This window comes from Streptomyces sp. HNM0575 (assembly GCF_012726265.1).
Classification (GTDB): domain Bacteria; phylum Actinomycetota; class Actinomycetes; order Streptomycetales; family Streptomycetaceae; genus Streptomyces.
In genome coordinates this window covers 684,546-700,674 of record NZ_JAASAG010000002.1, presented here as the reverse complement: position 1 = coordinate 700,674, position 16,129 = coordinate 684,546, and the positions used below count along the sequence as shown (strand labels likewise).

At 73.6% G+C, this 16,129-nt stretch carries 15 protein-coding genes and 1 pseudogene; 13 read left to right on the top strand and 3 right to left on the bottom strand.

The genetic code is table 11. From position 1 onward, the window contains the following. The first annotated feature begins 113 nt into the window (after positions 1-113). The 4 genes and pseudogenes from HCC61_RS06885 (at position 114) to HCC61_RS06870 (ending at position 4,046) form a co-directional block, all read left to right on the top strand. Complete coding sequence (locus HCC61_RS06885) at positions 114-377, top strand: hypothetical protein (RefSeq protein ID WP_169133886.1); 264 nt, start codon at positions 114-116, stop codon at positions 375-377. Between the two features lie 230 nt (positions 378-607). Continuing rightward, positions 608-1,327 (top strand): annotated as a pseudogene (locus tag HCC61_RS06880) (glutamine--fructose-6-phosphate aminotransferase); the annotation flags it as partial. A gap of 35 nt (positions 1,328-1,362) precedes the next feature. Next, entirely contained in the window at positions 1,363-1,731 is a 369-nt protein-coding gene (locus HCC61_RS06875; RefSeq protein WP_346777062.1) for a holo-ACP synthase, read from the top strand. A 749-nt stretch (positions 1,732-2,480) separates the two neighbouring features. Next, on the top strand, positions 2,481-4,046 hold the full coding sequence (locus HCC61_RS06870) for an NAD(P)H-hydrate dehydratase (protein ID WP_169134331.1): 1,566 nt from the start codon (positions 2,481-2,483) through the stop codon (positions 4,044-4,046). 167 nt (positions 4,047-4,213) lie between these two features. Here the strand turns inward: HCC61_RS06870 and HCC61_RS06865 are convergent, their stop codons facing one another. Next, the gene (locus tag HCC61_RS06865; RefSeq protein WP_169134330.1) at positions 4,214-4,978 is read right to left on the bottom strand and encodes a GNAT family N-acetyltransferase; all 765 of its coding nucleotides are present in this window, start codon (positions 4,976-4,978) and stop codon (positions 4,214-4,216) included. Between the two features lie 150 nt (positions 4,979-5,128). Here HCC61_RS06865 and alr point away from each other — a divergent pair, with 150 nt between their 5' ends. The 4 genes from alr to HCC61_RS06845 all read left to right on the top strand — a co-directional run bounded on the left by alr (position 5,129) and on the right by HCC61_RS06845 (position 9,173). Further along, on the top strand, positions 5,129-6,322 hold the full coding sequence (gene alr, locus HCC61_RS06860) for an alanine racemase (RefSeq protein ID WP_169134329.1): 1,194 nt from the start codon (positions 5,129-5,131) through the stop codon (positions 6,320-6,322). A gap of 4 nt (positions 6,323-6,326) precedes the next feature. Next, on the top strand, positions 6,327-7,979 hold the full coding sequence (locus HCC61_RS06855; RefSeq protein ID WP_169134328.1) for an alpha/beta hydrolase: 1,653 nt from the start codon (positions 6,327-6,329) through the stop codon (positions 7,977-7,979). 45 nt (positions 7,980-8,024) lie between these two features. Then, positions 8,025-8,612: a tRNA (adenosine(37)-N6)-threonylcarbamoyltransferase complex ATPase subunit type 1 TsaE gene (gene tsaE, locus HCC61_RS06850; protein WP_169134327.1), complete on the top strand. Its 588-nt coding sequence runs from the start codon at positions 8,025-8,027 to the stop codon at positions 8,610-8,612. A 282-nt stretch (positions 8,613-8,894) separates the two neighbouring features. Beyond that, the gene (locus HCC61_RS06845; RefSeq protein WP_240968521.1) at positions 8,895-9,173 is read left to right on the top strand and encodes a hypothetical protein; all 279 of its coding nucleotides are present in this window, start codon (positions 8,895-8,897) and stop codon (positions 9,171-9,173) included. A 149-nt stretch (positions 9,174-9,322) separates the two neighbouring features. On the opposite strand, the gene HCC61_RS06840 is transcribed toward HCC61_RS06845, so the two are convergent. Further along, complete coding sequence (locus tag HCC61_RS06840; protein WP_169134326.1) at positions 9,323-9,877, bottom strand: L,D-transpeptidase; 555 nt, start codon at positions 9,875-9,877, stop codon at positions 9,323-9,325. Between the two features lie 333 nt (positions 9,878-10,210). Between HCC61_RS06840 and HCC61_RS06835 the strand changes: the two genes are divergently transcribed. From HCC61_RS06835 to HCC61_RS06815, 5 genes are all read left to right on the top strand, one after another. Continuing rightward, the gene (locus tag HCC61_RS06835; protein WP_346777061.1) at positions 10,211-11,590 is read left to right on the top strand and encodes an LmeA family phospholipid-binding protein; all 1,380 of its coding nucleotides are present in this window, start codon (positions 10,211-10,213) and stop codon (positions 11,588-11,590) included. A 286-nt stretch (positions 11,591-11,876) separates the two neighbouring features. Continuing rightward, positions 11,877-12,542 carry a tRNA (adenosine(37)-N6)-threonylcarbamoyltransferase complex dimerization subunit type 1 TsaB gene (tsaB, locus tag HCC61_RS06830; protein ID WP_169134324.1) on the top strand — a complete coding sequence of 222 codons (666 nt, stop codon included), beginning with the start codon at positions 11,877-11,879 and terminating at the stop codon, positions 12,540-12,542. 29 nt (positions 12,543-12,571) lie between these two features. Next, positions 12,572-13,186, top strand: coding sequence for a ribosomal protein S18-alanine N-acetyltransferase (rimI, locus tag HCC61_RS06825; RefSeq protein WP_240968676.1), 615 nt, complete (start codon positions 12,572-12,574; stop codon positions 13,184-13,186). Next, positions 13,179-14,318 (top strand): tRNA (adenosine(37)-N6)-threonylcarbamoyltransferase complex transferase subunit TsaD, encoded by a 1,140-nt coding sequence (gene tsaD / locus HCC61_RS06820; RefSeq protein ID WP_169134323.1) that lies wholly within the window; start codon positions 13,179-13,181, stop codon positions 14,316-14,318. Before rimI ends, tsaD begins: the two co-directional genes overlap by 8 nt. Continuing rightward, positions 14,315-14,563 carry a hypothetical protein gene (locus HCC61_RS06815; RefSeq protein ID WP_169134322.1) on the top strand — a complete coding sequence of 83 codons (249 nt, stop codon included), beginning with the start codon at positions 14,315-14,317 and terminating at the stop codon, positions 14,561-14,563. Before tsaD ends, HCC61_RS06815 begins: the two co-directional genes overlap by 4 nt. Before the next feature lie 134 nt (positions 14,564-14,697). On the opposite strand, the gene HCC61_RS06810 is transcribed toward HCC61_RS06815, so the two are convergent. Continuing rightward, positions 14,698-15,945, bottom strand: coding sequence for a class I SAM-dependent methyltransferase (locus tag HCC61_RS06810; RefSeq protein WP_169134321.1), 1,248 nt, complete (start codon positions 15,943-15,945; stop codon positions 14,698-14,700). Positions 15,946-16,129: the final 184 nt, after the last annotated feature.

The following is a 16,129-nucleotide window of genomic DNA, read 5'->3' as shown; positions in this document are numbered from 1 at the left end:
GTCCGGTTCCCGCCCGGCTTCGGGGGAGGCCGAGGAGCCCGTACGAACCCTCGGTGAAAATAGGATGTGCGGACGGTGTACGACCGGTGGGCTTTGCCGCTACGTTTCGCGTCATGTCCCTCAGCATCAGCCGGTTGACCCTCAAGTACCCCATACGAAGACGACCCGCCCGTCCCCCGGCGGCCCCGGTCGGCGACTTCGCGGCCGCCCGCATACAGAGCGATCTCGCGCTCGACGACCTGCCCGACGAGGACCTGGCGGAAGACCTCTCCGAGAGCCTCGACATGTACGTGCTGGGCAGCAAGCCGCGCTGTGAGGAAGCGGAGTACCTGGAGCTGATGGAGGACGCCATAGAGCGCATAGCCCGGGGCCGCTGAACAAGGCCTTGAACAAGGCGCTGAGCAAGGCGCTGAACAAGGCGTTGAGCAAGGCAGGGCGTCCGCCGGTTCTGTGAACGAGCGTGCAGTCGCTTGTTCCGGGCGGCTCCGATTGCAGCGTGCAGTCCGTACGAGGCGGGGCCGCCGGTGCCCGTGGACGCCCATCGCCCCTGCCGTGGGGGCGGTCCCTGGCGGCGCCCTGCTCCGCGAACACGTTCTAGGGTGCTCGCATGGGCGGAATCGTTGCGTACGCGGGAGGGCGGTCGGCCCTCGGAGTCCTCCTCGACGGGCTGAGCCGTCTGGAGCGCCCGGACCACGACTCCGCCGGGGTCGCCCTGCTCGTGGACGGCGGGCTGGCGGCGGCGAAGAAGACGGGGAGCCTCGACGACGTACGGCAGGAGCTGAAGGCACGTCCGCTGCCCGCCGGGACGACCGGCATCGGGCACGTCCGCCGCGCCACGCACGGCCCGCCCGCGGACGTCAACGCGCACCCGCACCTGGACGACTCGGGACGCGTCGCGGTCGTACAGAACGGCGACATCGCCGACCACACCCGGCTGCGGGACGAACTCGCAGCCCGTGGCCACGAGTTGACCTCGGACACCGACACCGAGGCCGCGGCCCATCTGCTCGCCGAGCACTTCTCCGCGTGCGGCGATCCGGCAGAGGCCATGCGGCAGCTGTGCAGGGGGCTCGCAGGCAGGTTCTCGTTCGTCGCGGTGCACGCCGACGAACCGGACGTGATCGTGGGCGGCTGCCGTGGTCTGCCGCTGACGGTGGGGATCGGCGACGGAGAGACCTTCCTGGGATCCGATGCCGCGGCGTTCGCGCCGTACACGCGTGAGGTGGCCGACGTCGGCGCGGAGGGGCGGGTGGTCACGGTGCGCCCCGACGGTGCATGGGTCACGGACCTGGAGGGGGTGCCGGTGGATCCGCGTACGTACGAGGTGGGGCGGGGCGAGGGCGAGACCGTCGGGGGACCCAGGTGATCGTGGGGGTCGGCATCGACGTGGCCGCCGTGGACCGCTTCGGGCAGGCGCTGGAGCGTACCCCGTCACTGGCCGAACGGCTCTTCGTGGAGGCCGAGTTGTGGCTCCCGACCGGGGAACGCCGGGGCGTGGCCTCCCTGGCGGCCCGTTTCGCCGCGAAGGAGGCGCTGGCGAAGGCGCTCGGCGCACCCGGCGGCATGAACTGGACCGACGCGGAGGTACTCCAGGCCGACTCGGGCCGGCCGTCGCTGTGCGTACGGGGGACGGTGGCGGCGGCGGCCGAGGAGCTGGGCGTGCGGGGGTGGCATCTGTCGCTGTCGCACGACGCGGGGATCGCGTCCGCGGTGGTGATCGCCGAGGGCTGAGCGCCCGGGGGTGGGGTGGGGGCGGGGTTGCTGCGCATGCGGGCTGGGGTGCGTATACGAGCGGTGTACCGAGTGCGTGTGCCGTGCTGCGTGTACGAGCCTTGCGCATACGAGCTGTGTACTGAGTGCGTACGCGGTGCTTCGCGTTCTGTATACCGAGTGCGTGTGCCGTGGTGCGCGCTCCGTATACCGAGTGCATGCACCCGCCCGAACCGCCCGACCGTCGCTCACGGCCCGACCCGGCAAGGGCAACGGCGCCCTGTATACGGAGCGCATACGCCGCTTGGCAGCCTCCTGTATACGGAGTGCACACACCGCTCGCAGCGCCTTGCATACCGAGTGCATGCGCGGTTCCCGCCCCTCAACTGCCTTGCATACCGAGCGTGTACGGCCCCTCGCCGCGCTCGCCCGGCATCCCCGTATACGGAGCGCATACGCTGCTTGGCAGCCTCCTGTATACCGAGTGCACACGCCGTTCCCAGCGCCCTGCATACCGACCGCATACGCCTTCGCCGACCCCCTGGTATACCGACCGCATACGCCTCCGCCGGCCCTCTCGTATACCGAGCGCACACGAGCCGCATACCAGCCCCCCCGCCCAGCTCGCTCCCCCCCGGCTCTCCCCAGGAGCACCCCGCAAAGCCCGCACCCATGCTTCGTACGCCCCGGATCCGGACCGTGCGTGAGGCGTCGTCACCTTCGTGTGGTCCGTGTGGTCCGTGCCGCTCGGGCGCCGTCAGACTGGGGGCATGAGGACTGCCTACAGCGTGGAGACCGTACGGGCCGCCGAGCGTGCGCTGATGGAGCGCCTGCCCGACGGCGTCCTGATGCAGCGCGCCGCGGCCGGGCTCGCGGCGGCGTGCGCGGGGATGCTCGGACGTACATACGGCAGCCGCGTCGTACTGCTCGTCGGCAGCGGTGACAACGGCGGTGACGCCCTCTTCGCGGGGGCGCGCCTCGCACGGCGGGGCGCCGGTGTGAGCGCTGTGCTGCTGTCGCCCGAGAGGGTTCACGAGGGCGGGCTGGCGGCGCTGCGGGCGGCGGGCGGACGGGCCGTGACCGCGCCGGGGGCCGTCGTGGAGGGCAAGGCCGTACCGGTGGAGCCGTTGCTCGCGCGAGCGGATCTCGTCGTGGACGGCATCGTCGGGATCGGCGGCAAGGGCGGACTGCGCCCGGCTGCCGTGCAGTTGGTGGAGGCGGTGCGTTCGCCGGTGGTAAGCGTCGATCTGCCGAGCGGCGTCGACGCGGACACGGGCGAGGTGGCGGGTGTGGCGGTACGGGCCGACGCCACGGTGACGTTCGGGGCGTACAAGCCGGGGCTGCTGCTCGACCCAGCGCGGGAGTACGCGGGGGCGCTGCGTCTCGTCGACATCGGGCTGGGCCCGTTCCTGGAATCCGGAGAGACCGGAGAGACCGGAGAGACCGGAGAGACCGGAGAGACGAGAGAGGCCGGAGAGTCCGGGACGTCAGGCACGGACGGTGCCGCCTCGGAGCCGTCCGTTCCGGCGGCGGAGGCGCTCCAGCACGCGGACGTGAGCGCCCTGCTGCCCCGTCCGGGGGCGGAGAGCGACAAGTACCGGCGGGGCGTGGTGGGTGTCGTCGCCGGGTCGGCGCGCTATCCCGGTGCGGCGGTGCTCGCCGTGTCGGGGGCGCTGCGCGGCGGTGCGGGCGCGGTGCGCTATGTGGGCCCGGCCGCGGACGCCGTGATCGCCCGCCACCCCGAGACGCTCGTGTCGGCCGGGCCGCCGAGCAAGGCGGGCCGCGTGCAGGCGTGGGCCGTGGGTTCGGGGCTGGGCGAGGACCGTGAACGGCTGGAGGACGTGCTGACCGCCCGGGTGCCGGTGCTCATCGACGCCGACGGTCTGCGTCTCGCGGGCGAGGAGGCGCTGCGGGCGCGCACCGCGCCGACGGTGCTGACGCCGCACGCCGGTGAGGCCGCCGCGTTGCTGGGCTGGGAACGTACGGAGGTCGAGGCACGGCGGCTGGCGGCGGTGCGCGAGTTGTCGGAGCGTACGGGGGCGACGGTGCTGCTGAAGGGGTCGACGACGGTCGTGGCCGGGCCCGGCGGCGTACGCGTCAACCCCACGGGCAGCGGCTGGCTGGCCACGGCCGGTACCGGGGACGTGCTTTCGGGGCTGATCGGTTCGCTGCTGGCCGGGGGGCTCGACGCGCTCGACGCGGCCTCCGCCGGGGCGTATGTGCACGGGCTGGCGGGACGGTTCGCGCCGCGCCCGGCCGGGGCTTCGGACGTGGCGGAGGCGTTGACGGCCGCGTGGCGGGACCTGCTGCGGGACGGGTCGCCGGCGGGCGGCTGACAAACCGCCGGGGGACGTCCCGAGGACCGGCGGGCTGCCGAAGAACTGCCGAAGGACGCCCGGCGGCGACGCCCGACGGGAGACGTCCATGGCGGAGGGCCGCTGACGGATGACGGATGACGGCTGACGGAGGCCCGACGCCCGGCGGCCGACGGGTCCTGCGCGGGTCAGCCGAGGCGCTTCTCGAAGAAGTGCTCGGAGTACGGATCGTCCTTGTACGGGGGGATCTCGGCGTATCCGTGACGTGCGTAGAGGCGGCGGGCTTCGACGAGATCGCTGCGGGTGTCCAGCCGTATCGCCTTCGCCCCCAGGCTTGCCGCGGCGTGCTCGGCGGCGGTCAGCAGCCTGGAGCCGAGACCGCCGCGGCGGGCCTCCGGCCGGACCCACACCCTCGTCAGCTCCGCGATCTTCGGCTCCGCGATCTTCAGTTCTGGGGTCGCGAACTCCGCGAACTCCGCGAACTCCGGCTCCGCCAACTTCAGTTCTGGAGCCGCGAACTCCGCGAACTCCGGCTCCGCCAACTTCGGCTCCGGAGCCGCGAGTTCCGCGAACTTCCGCTCTAAGGCCGCGAGTTCCGCGGCGTCCAGTTCCGCGGCCCCCAGTTCACCGATCCCGAGTTCCCCGGCCTGTGGTTCCGCGGTCCGCGGGCCCAGTAGCCGCACTCCCGCGCATCCGGCCGGGGCACCGGCACGCCGCTGCTCCTCCCTGTCCTCCCCGTTCGCCCCGTCCACCCCGCCCCGTGCGACGAGGAACAGGCCGCGTGGCGGCGTCAGTTCGGTGGCGGACGTGCCCGCGAACTCCTCGTCGACCTCCTCGCGCGTCGCGGGCCGCCCGTAGTAGCGGGTGACGACCTCGTCGAGATAGGCGCGTTGCAGCGCGACGGCGTCCTCGCCGCCCACGGCTTCAGGACCGATCGTCCACGTCCGGCTCATACCGGACATCCTCCTCGCCGCCGCAAGCGGTTTTCCGTTCCCCGTACGCCGGGAGCGCGGTGCCCCGTGACCGTCCCCCTGAGCGCCTCGTGACCGTATGAGGAAAGGGCGTGCACCGGCCCGTGAAGGGGCGCCTGAGACACTGAAACCGTGAACGACCGCTCCGGCACCACCGCCCTCACCGCGCCACCCGGCTCGGAGACCCTCCGTGCCCGCGCCGAGATCGACCTCGACGCCGTACGCGCCAACGTACGTGCGCTGCGCGCGCGTGCGCCCCGCGCGGAGCTGATGGCGGTGGTGAAGGCCGACGGTTACGGGCACGGAGCGTTGCCCTGTGCGCGTGCCGCGCGCGAGGCGGGCGCGAGCTGGCTGGGCACGGCCACGCCCCAGGAGGCCCTGGCGCTGCGCGCCGCCGGTGACACGGGACGCCTGATGAGCTGGCTGTGGACCCCGGGCGGCCCGTGGCGGGAGGCGGTCGAGGCGGACATCGACGTCTCGGCGAGTGCGCTGTGGGCGCTGGAGGAGGCGGTGGAGGCGGCCCGCGGCAGCGGACGCACCGCGCGCGTGCAGCTCAAGGCGGACACCGGGCTGGGCCGCGGCGGCTGCCAGCCCGCAGACTGGCCGGCTCTCGTGGCCGCCGCGCGCGCAGCGGAGGCCGAGGGCGCCGTGAAGGTGACGGGTGTCTGGTCGCACTTCGCCTGCGCCGACGAGCCCGGCCACCCCGCGAACGCCGCCCAGCTCGAAGCCTTCCGCGAGGCCGTCGCGCTCGCCGAGCGCGCCGGTCTCGACCCTGAGGTGCGGCACCACGCCAACTCGCCCGCGACGCTGACGCTTCCCGAGTCGCATTTCGATCTCGTACGGCCCGGGGTGTCCGTGTACGGGCTCTCGCCGTCCCCCGAGGTCGGGGTCGCGGCGGAGCTGGGGCTGCGTCCGGCGATGACGCTGAGCGCGTCGTTGGCCCTGGTCAAGCAGGTGCCGGCGGGGCACGGCGTCAGCTATGGGCACACGTACCGGACTCCGGGGGCGACCACTCTCGGGCTGGTGCCGCTCGGCTATGCGGACGGCGTGCCGCGGCACGCCTCCGGCACGGCGCCGGTGCTGGCCGCCGGGAAGCTGCGGACGGTGGCGGGACGCATCGCCATGGACCAGTTCGTCGTGGATCTCGGCGGCGACGATGCCTCGGCGGGCGACGAGGTCGTCCTCTTCGGCCCGGGCGACCGCGGCGAGCCGACCGCGGAGGACTGGGCGCGGGCGGCCGGCACCATCTCGTACGAGATCGTTACGCGTATCGGTGCCCGGGTACCGAGGGTCCATGTGAACGAGCAGGCGGCAGTGGGGGGTTGAGCGGATGACAGCGGGGGCGGAGAAGGGGGCGGCGTCGTTCGCCTCAAAGGGCGGACGTATCGCGGGCGCGGTGGGCGCGGCCGGTGCCGTCGGCGCCTCGGGCGCGACGGGCGCCGCGAACGTCGCGGCCGGAGCCGTGGAGGCCGCGCAGGCCGCCGGGGCAGCCGGCCGGTCCGGCGGAGCGTGGGGCCGCCGGGCGGGGCTGGCCGGTGCGACGCTCGGGCTGGTGGCGGCGGGCGTCGCGGTGGAGCGGCTCACGGTCAACCGTGGGGTGCGCCGCAGGGCCCGCCTCGCTCTGGATGCCGCGGGGCCGTACGGCTCGCTGCGCGGCACGCCGGGTACCGCGTACGCGGAGGACGGCACCGAGCTGTACTTCGAGACGGACGATCCCGGTCAGTACGAGGCCGAGGACGGCGGCGACGGCTCCGGCAGGGGAGGCACGGGCGCGGCGGGTGCGGGTGACGGTGTGGGCGGCCCGACCGTGCGGCCCGTACGCATCGAGTCGGGCGGCTCCGGAGACGGAGCCGGAGCCGCGGAAGGTGACCGGGACGCAGAAGATGATCGGGTCGGAGACGGGGAGCAGGACGCAGACGGTGACCGGGACGGAGACGGTGACCGGGACGAGCGCGGCCGTGGAGGCGCGCGTTCCTCCAGCGCCCGCCCGGCCCCGCCGACCCCGCACCGCAACCGGCTGATGCGGCTGCTCGGACGGCGCCCCGGGACGGCCCGCAGACGGAACGGCGGCGGAACCGGCGGCGAACCCGGAGGCGGAACGAGCGGCGGAACCCGGTCGGGGCGTGCGGCCGAGGCGCAGCCGCCCACCGTCGTCTTCACCCATGGCTACTGCCTCGCCCAGGACGTCTGGCACTTCCAGCGCGCGGCCCTGCGCGGCGCCGCACGCACCGTCTTCTGGGACCAGCGCAGCCACGGACGTTCGGGCCGCTCGACGGGCGGAGAGCCCGTGACCATCGACCAGTTGGGCCGTGATCTCAAGGCCGTGCTCGACGAGGCGGTGCCGGAGGGACCGGTCGTCCTCGTCGGCCACTCCATGGGCGGCATGACGGTGATGGCGCTCGCCGACCAGTACCCGGAGTACGTCGCGGAGCGCGTCACCGGCGTCGCCCTGATCGACACCAGCGCGGGCGGTCTCGGCGAGGTGACGTACGGGCTGCCGCTGCCCGCGCTCGGCGTGAAGGCGCTGCGGAGTGCCGTGCCCGGGGTGCTCAGGGCGATGGTGGCGCAGAGCGCGCTGGTCGAGCGTGGGCGCCGGGCGACCGCGGACCTGCTCGCCGGGCTGGTCAAGCGCTACTCGTTCGGCGACGTACGCAACGTCGACGCCGGAGTCGCGCGCTTCGCGGAGCGGCTGATCGAGGCGGTGCCGATCGACGTGGTCGCGGAGTTCTACCCGGCGTTCGAGGCGCACGAGAAGACTGCGGCGCTGGCGGCGTTCGACGGCCGTCCCGCCCTCGTGCTCGCCGGGGACCGCGACCTGCTCACACCGCACGCGCACAGCGAGGCCATCGCCGCCGCGCTGCCGTCGGCCCGGCTGCTGATCCTCGAGAAGACCGGGCACCTGGCCATGCTGGAGCGCCCGCACGAGGTCAACGAGGCGCTGGCGCAGCTGATCACCCGCTCCCTCACGGGCGCCGGGGCCTGAGCGGGCGGCACGGGCGGCCGTCTCGCGCGCGTACCATCCGGACGCATGGAAGCACCACAGTCGTCGGCGGCGGCCGGACCGCCCGCCGTACAGCACACCGCCCCCGTACCGACCCCCGAGCGGATGCGTGAGGTGGGGAGGCGCATCGCCGCCCTGCTCGGTCCGGGAGACCTCGTACTGCTCACCGGCGAACTCGGCGCGGGCAAGACCACGCTCGCCCGGGGACTGGGTGCGGGCATGGGCGTGCGCGGCTCCGTCACTTCGCCGACCTTCGTCATCGCGCGGGTGCATCCGCCGCTCGGCGACGGGCCGCCGCTGGTGCACGTCGACGCGTACCGGCTGGGCGGGCGCGGCCTGGAGGAGATGGACGACCTGGATCTGGACGTCTCGCTGCCCGAGTCGGTCGTGGTCGTGGAGTGGGGCGAGGGACGGGTCGAGGAACTGTCGGAGGACCGGCTGCACGTGGTGATCGAACGTGAGACGGGCGCGGGCGCTGGCGAGGATACGGACGGCGGCGAGGGTACGGACGGCGGCGGGGCCGGGGACTCCGGCGAGCCGCAGGATGTACGGACCGTCACGGTGACCGGTGTCGGGGAGCGGTGGCGCGGGGTGGACCTCTCCGTACTCGGCTGAACCGGCCTCCGACGCCGGTCGGCGCGGGTGGGACCCGGGACGCGGACGAGGTGGGGCCGGGCCCGGGACGCGCGGACCGCAGCCGCGCGGAAGCGGGGCCGGATCCGGGACGCGGACGGGAGCCGGACCAGATCTGGACGGGACGCGGGCGGGGCCGCGGGCGTGCCGACAGGTTGTCGGCAAGATGTTGCACCGGTGGCGGCGGGCGTGGTCAGATGTCGGGAAGAGCGCGGTTAGGTCTGCCTCACTCGACCCGGCCCGCCAGGAGCCACGGGAGGATCCATGCCCGCCGAAGACCGAGCGCGGAAGCCCGGCGCGCCGCCGTCGGCTCCGGAGACAGACGTTCCGGCAGACGTCGACTCAAGCGGTTCGCCGGACGGTTCGAAGGGCGGATCGGGATCGTCAGGCGTCTCGATGCGCGCGCTGCTCGCGTCGTGCGCGGCGGCGGACGCGGTCTCGACACCGCCTGCGGACGCGGAGACGGACGCGGAGACGGTCGCGGACGGTGCGGATGGTTCGGACACGGTGGACGGTGCGGAAGCCGGGCGGGACGCGGCCTGACCCTCGTCGGAAGGCTCCGGCCGGGCACCCCGAACCGACAGGCCCCCGGTCCACAGACCCCTCGGTCCCGCCACGTCCCTCGGCCGACAGGCCCGTCGGCCGCGACAGCCCCCGGCGTTCCGAAGGGCCCGGGCCCGGGAGATCCGCTGCTAGCGGACCACCACGACCTTCGTGCCGATCGTCGCGAACAGCCACATCGCCTCGCCGTCGGCCCGGTGCTCCCGGATCCCGCCGGTCTGCGAGCCGGGCTCGGCCTCCGGCAGCGAGCCGTCCAGCGCGGCGCTGAACCCTATGGTCGTGCCCTGGCTCGTGGCGAAGCGCACCACGTTCTCCACGGGGACACCGTCCGAGCCCGTCACATGCGGAGCGCGCGATTCGACCTTGTACGTCCCGGGCTTGGGGTCCACTGAGCTGGGAGTCACCCGGAAGGTGCGCTTGACCTCCTGGTCCCGGCCCATCAGCCAGACCCGGTCGCGGTCGAGGTCGTACACCACGCGCTCGCCCGCACCGGAGAACGCGGGCAGGTTGTTCTCCCTCTCCTGCTTCTCGCGCTCGGACGCTGCCGCGCCGCCGCGTTCGTCGGACGAGTCCGCCTTCGCGTGGTCCTGCGCGGCGCTCGCCTGGTAGGTGAAGAAACCGATGACGGCGAGCGCCGCCGCCGTAAGTCCGGCCACGACCGCCCCCGCGCTGCTGCCACGTGCCACCGTGCGCCGCCACCTCTCACAGTCCTCGTTACTCGCGTCGACGGTAGCAGCAGGTGAAGACGGACCGGCCGGGCCGCCGGGCGCTCACGGGCCCGGCACCACGCCCCGCGTTCGGCTTCCGCTCCGAATTCCGGCGACGGCTGCCGCGGGTGAGGCCGCCGGTGAGGCCGCGGCCTTCGCCGCCCCCTTCGTCTGCCTTTCCACCGGCGGAAGTTGGAGATCCTGTCGCCCTTGTGTTCGCATAAGGTGATGAGCGCGCACCGCCCCCCGACAAGTTCCACAGGTTGGACAAGGACGGCACGGAATCCTTACGAGGAGCTGGCCGCCCCGGATGTGCCCCCGGTCGCGCCCTCCAGACCCAGCCCGTACGACGCGCTCGCGGCACGACCCGATCCACGACCCGATCCAGGTGCCGGTCCAGGTACCGATCCCGGTCCGGCCCCCGCCTACGGCCCCGAACTCGGCACGGACGGGCGGCCGTCGGCCGGCTCCGGCCTCTACGGCAGCCCGTACGACGACTTCAGCGGCGACGTGCACGAGGTGTACGGGGAGGGCCCCCTCGGCTTCACTCTCCGTCCGGACGACGACGATCACGACGACGGCAGCGAAGAAGGCCGTTACGACGCCGACCGGATGCCGTATCTGCGCGCCGTGCGCAGGCGCCGTGCCTCGCTCGTGGGCAGGGCCGTCAAGACCGCCGTCGCGGTCGGCGTCCTGCTCGCGTTCCTCTTCGTCGGCGACCGCTGGGCCGCCCTGTACGCGGAGAACAAGGCCGCCGAGAAGGTGCAGAGCGCCCTCAAGCTGCACGCCGAACCCGAGGTGCACATCGGGGGGTTCCCGTTCCTCACCCAGGTCGGGGCCGGGCGGCTCGACCACGTCGACATCGCCGTCCCCGACATGCCCGCCGGGCGGATATCCGTCGCGCAGGTCAGGGGCTCCGTCGACGACGTACGGATCGTGGGCGGCGCCCCGTCCGCCATCAAGGGCGCGGTGCTGGGCCGTATGAAGGGCTACGTGCTGCTCGACTTCGACGACCTCGACCGCGAACTCGGCACCTCCCAGGTGGACTTCACCGACGGCGGCCACGACTCGGTACTGGCGCACGGCGAGTTGCCGGTGGCGGGCAAGCGGGTCGAGGTCGGTGCGCGCGCCCATCTGCGGCGCACCGGCGACCACGGCGTCGGCACGACGGTGGACCGCATGCGGCTGAGGGTCCCCGGGCTCTTCTCGTACACGCCCGGCGACGACGGCGGCCTGCGGCTGGCCCGTCCCGTCGCGGAACGCATCAGGCGGGACGCGGCGGAGGCGAAGGCGCTCTTCAGGGTCGGCGCGGTGGCGAAGAGGTTCGGGCTCACGCCCGAGCGCGCCGCGCTGGTACGCCGCAGCGAGACGGAGCTGCGCCGGACCACGGGCGCCCCGCGCTTCGTCGACAAGCTGATGAAGATCAACATGCTGGACGTGCTCCTCGAGCACCCCTCCCTGCTGAAGCGGATCGGCGTCGACCCCGCCCTCATCCAGAGCCTGAAGAAGATCGAGGAGCCGAAGCTGGCGGAGAAGCTGTCGCTGTCGGTACGGCTTCCCAAGGTCCCGGGGGACGTACGCCTGCGCGAGATCTCCGTCGAGAAGGACGGGATACGGGCGAAGCTGACGGGCTCGGACATGCCCTTCGGCGGCGCGAGCCACATGAAGCAGGGGCCCGCGGGACAGCGCTGACGCCGGCGGCGTACCGGAGCACCGGCGTACCGGAACACCGGGGCACCGGCGTACCGGCGTACCGGCGTTACGGAACACCGGCGGACCGCGCGCGGCGCGCGCCCCTCGTCACATCCCGCCCCCGGCCCCTCCCGGCGCCCTCGCCCCCTCGCGCCCAGTTCCCGTTCCCCTCGCGCCCAGTTCCCGTTCCCCTCGCGCCCAGTTCCCGCCCCCCCGCCCTCACCCGAAAGCGTCGCGCTCCGGCCCCTGGGACCGGCCGCCCGCTTTCGGCCGTAGGCTGGCAACCGTGCTGCTGCTCGCTCTAGACACCGCCACCCCGGCCGTCACCGTCGCGCTCTACGAGACCGACGGCGACCGCCTCCTCGCGGCCTCCGACCAGACCGACGCCCGCCGCCACGGCGAACTGCTGCTGCCGTCGGTCGATCGCGTGCTGCGCGAGGCGGGCCGCCCGCTCCAGGAGGTCGACCGCATCGTCGTGGGCACGGGCCCCGGTCCGTACACCGGGCTGCGGGTCGGGCTGACCACCGCGCAGACCTTCGGCGCCGCCCTCGGCATTCCCGTGCTCGGGCTGTGCACGCTCGACGGCATCGCGTACGCCTCCGGCCTGGAGTCCCCCTTCGTCGTGGCGACGGACGCCCGCCGCAAGGAGGTCTACTGGGCGCGGTTCGCCGACGCCCGCACCCGCGTCGGCGACCCCGCCGTCGACCGCCCCGGCGAGCTGCCCCCCGACGTCACGGCGATGCCCGCCGTCGGCGCCGGCGCACGGCTCTACGAGGAGGTGTTCACCGGGCTGCGTACCGACCTCCCGCTCGACCAGTCGGCCGCCCCGCTGGCCTGCCTCGCCGCGGAGAAGCTGGCGAAGGGCGAGGAGTTCCCGCCCCCGCGGCCGCTCTATCTGCGCCGCCCGGACGCCCGCGTCCCCGCCAACTACAAGGTGGTCACGCCGAGGTGACCCGTACCGCCGCGGAGGGAAGCCACCGCATGGGCGCGGACGTGGTGCTGCGCGAGATGCGCTGGTGGGACATCGAGGGCGTGCTCGGTCTCGAACGGGTCCTCTTCCCCGAGGACGCCTGGTCCGCCGGGCTCTTCTGGTCCGAGCTGGCGCACGCCCGCGGCCCCGGTGCCACCCGGCGCTACCTGGTGGCCGAGGTCCCCGACGGCGACGGCGGCCGCACCCTCGTCGGTTACGGCGGCCTCGCGGCCGTCGGCGGCACCGGCGACATCCAGACCATCGGCGTGCTCCCGTCCCACCGGGGCGCCGGCCTCGGCGCCCGGCTGCTCGGCGAACTCCTCGCCGCAGCCGACGAGTTCGGGTGCCACGAGGTGATGCTCGAGGTGCGTGTCGACAACGCACCCGCACAGCGCCTCTACGAGCGCTTCGGCTTCACCAGGATCGGACTGCGGCGCGGCTACTACCAGCCGGGCAACGTCGACGCCCTCGTGATGCGCCTGGAGAACCCGGCCGGCGGCCGGTCCGGCGGCCCCGCCGCCTCTCCGGCCGCATCCGATCCGTCCGATCCGTCCACCCGGTCCACCCCGTCCGGCCCTCCCACTCCCTCGACGAGCCCTCCCCAAGGAACGAAGACCCATGGCTGACGAACCCCTCGTCCTCGGCATCGAGACCTCCTGCGACGAGACCGGCGTCGGCATCGTCCGCGGCCACACGCTGCTCGCCGACGCCATCGCCTCCAGCGTCGACGAGCACGCGCGCTTCGGCGGCGTCGTCCCGGAGGTCGCCAGCCGCGCCCACCTCGAGGCCATGGTCCCCACCATCGAACGGGCACTTCGCGAGGCCCGCGTCTCGGCCACCGACCTCGACGCCGTCGCCGTCACCGCCGGACCCGGCCTCGCGGGCGCCCTGCTGGTCGGCGTGAGCGCGGCGAAGGCGTACGCGTACGCACTCGGCAAGCCGCTCTACGGCGTCAACCACCTCGCGTCCCACATCTGCGTCGACCAGCTCGAACACGGCGCCCTGCCCGAGCCGACGATGGCCCTCCTGGTCTCCGGCGGGCACTCCTCCCTCCTGCTCGCGCCCGACATCACCTCCGACGTGCGCCCGCTGGGCTCGACCATCGACGACGCGGCGGGCGAGGCCTTCGACAAGGTGGCGCGCGTGCTCGACCTCGGCTTCCCCGGCGGACCCGTCATCGACCGGTACGCGCGCGAGGGCGACCCGGGGGCGATCGCCTTCCCGCGGGGTCTCACGGGCCCGCGGGACGCCCCGTACGACTTCTCCTTCTCCGGCCTGAAGACCGCCGTCGCGCGCTGGATCGAGGCGAAGCGCAACGCGGGCGAGGAGGTGCCCGTACGGGACGTCAGCGCGTCCTTCCAGGAGGCGGTCACCGACGTGCTGACGCGCAAGGCCGTCCGCGCCTGCAAGGACGAGGGCGTCGACCACCTGATGATCGGCGGAGGAGTCGCCGCCAACTCACGGCTGCGCGCCATGGCCGAGGAGCGCTGCACGGCCGCGGGCATCCGACTGCGCGTGCCCCGACCGAAGTTGTGCACGGACAACGGGGCGATGGTCGCGGCACTCGGTGCGGAGATGGTCGCCCGCCGCCGCCCCGTATCGCACTGGGACCTGCCCGCCGACTCCTCGCTCCCGGTCACCGAGCCGCATCTGCCGGGCAAGCCGCACGAAGGCTCGGACGGCCACGGCCACTCCCACGACGGCGGCCACTCCCACGACCACGTGCACGAGTTGAGCCGGGAGAACCTCTACTCATGACCGTCGCCCTGATGTGGGAGGCCAAGGCACCCGAGGGCCGCGGCGGCGAACTGCTCTCGTGGGCCCGCGAACAGGGCCTGGACGCCTCCCCGCAACGCCGGGAGACCTTCAGGGCCGCCGGCGACCGCGTGCTGGTGATCACCTGGTGGTCCGCCGAGATCTCCGCGGAGCTGCCCGAACTCCCGGACCCTCCCCGCCGGTTGGCCGCCCGCCCGGTGCACCGCTGGCGGTTCGAGCAGGTCTGACGCCCGGCCCCTCGGGCAGTAACTCCTCGGGCAGTAACTCCTCGGGCAGTAACTCCTCGGGCAGTAACTCCTCGGGCCGTAACTCCTCACGGCGCGACTCCTCGGGCCGCGTGCGCGGCTGGAGCCGGACCGGTCTAGGCGTCCGCCCGAGCCCCGAGCGGCTGCCCCAGCAGCACCGTCGGCGCCCCCGCGACCCTCGTGAGGAACACCGTGCACTCGTGCGGCCCTTCGAGCCTGAGCTTCTTGCGCAGCTCCGCCGGATCCACGGCCGAGCCGCGCTTCTTGACGGCGGCCACGCCGACCCCGCGCTCGCGCAGCAGCGCCCGCAGCCGCTTGAGCTGGAACGGCATCACGTCGGTGATCTCGTAACCCGTCGCATACGGGCTGAAGTGCGCCTCGTCGCACGTGACATAGGCGATCGTCGGGTCGACGAGCCTCCCTCCCAGCTCCTCGGCCACCTCGGCGACCAGGTGCGCCCGTACGACCGCACCGTCCGGCTCGTACAGATAGCGGCCCACCGGACCGACGGGCGGATCGGGCAGCCCGCGTGACGAGAGTGAATGCCGGCCCGGCAGCAGCGTCGCTCGTACGAGGGAACTCCCCGCCGTATCCGCTGCCGTGCCCACCGCGGTTCTCGTGACCGCGTCCTCCGCCGGGCCGCTCCCCGTCCCGAACCAGAGCACGGCCTCCTTCACATCTCCCGAGTCCGAGATCCACTCCGCCTCGGCGTCCACGGGAACGGCCTCGTGCGGAATGCCCGGCGCCACCTTCAGCGCCGAGTACGAGACCCGCCGGGCGGCCTCCACCGCCCACGAAAGCGGCGGCGAATACGCCTCGGGATCGAAGATCCGCCCCCTGCCGCCCCGGCGCGCGGGGTCCACGAACAGGGCGTCGCAGCCGGAGACGTCGGCGTCGCGCACCTCGCCGCAGCGGACCTCGATACGGTCGCCGAGCCCGAGGGCCGCCGCGTTCGCCCGTACGACGTCGCACGTCAACGGGTCGCTGTCGACGGCCAGTACGCGGATTCCGGCGCGCGCCAGCGCCATCGCGTCGCCGCCGACTCCGCAGCACAGATCGGCCAGGCGCGGCACACCGAGCGCGGAGAAGCGCTCCGCCCGGTACGCGGCGACGCCCGCCCTCGTCGACTGCTCCAGCCCGTCCGGCGTGAAGTACATCCGCGCGGCGTCCGCTTCGCCGAACTTCGCCGCCGCGCGCTGCCGCAGCCGGGCCTGGGCCATGGCGGCAGAGACCAGTTCCGGTGCGTGGGTACGGCGCAGCCGCGTCGCCACGGCCAGTTCGCGCTCCGGCTCGTACCCCTCCAACGACCCCAGCAGCGCCTGTCCTTCATCGCCGAGCAGCGCGGCGAACGACTCACGGTCCACCCGCGCATTCTCCCGCCACCGTCCGCAACGACGGCCCCCGGGGAGGGACGCGGCTCGCACGACTGGCACTCTGGTTGACGGAGTGCTAACCGCGGCATAATGTCGACCCTGGCACTCTCCCAGGGCGAGTGCCAGACGAAAGCGACGGGAAGATCCGGCACCCGCGACGACGGATCTGCCAGGT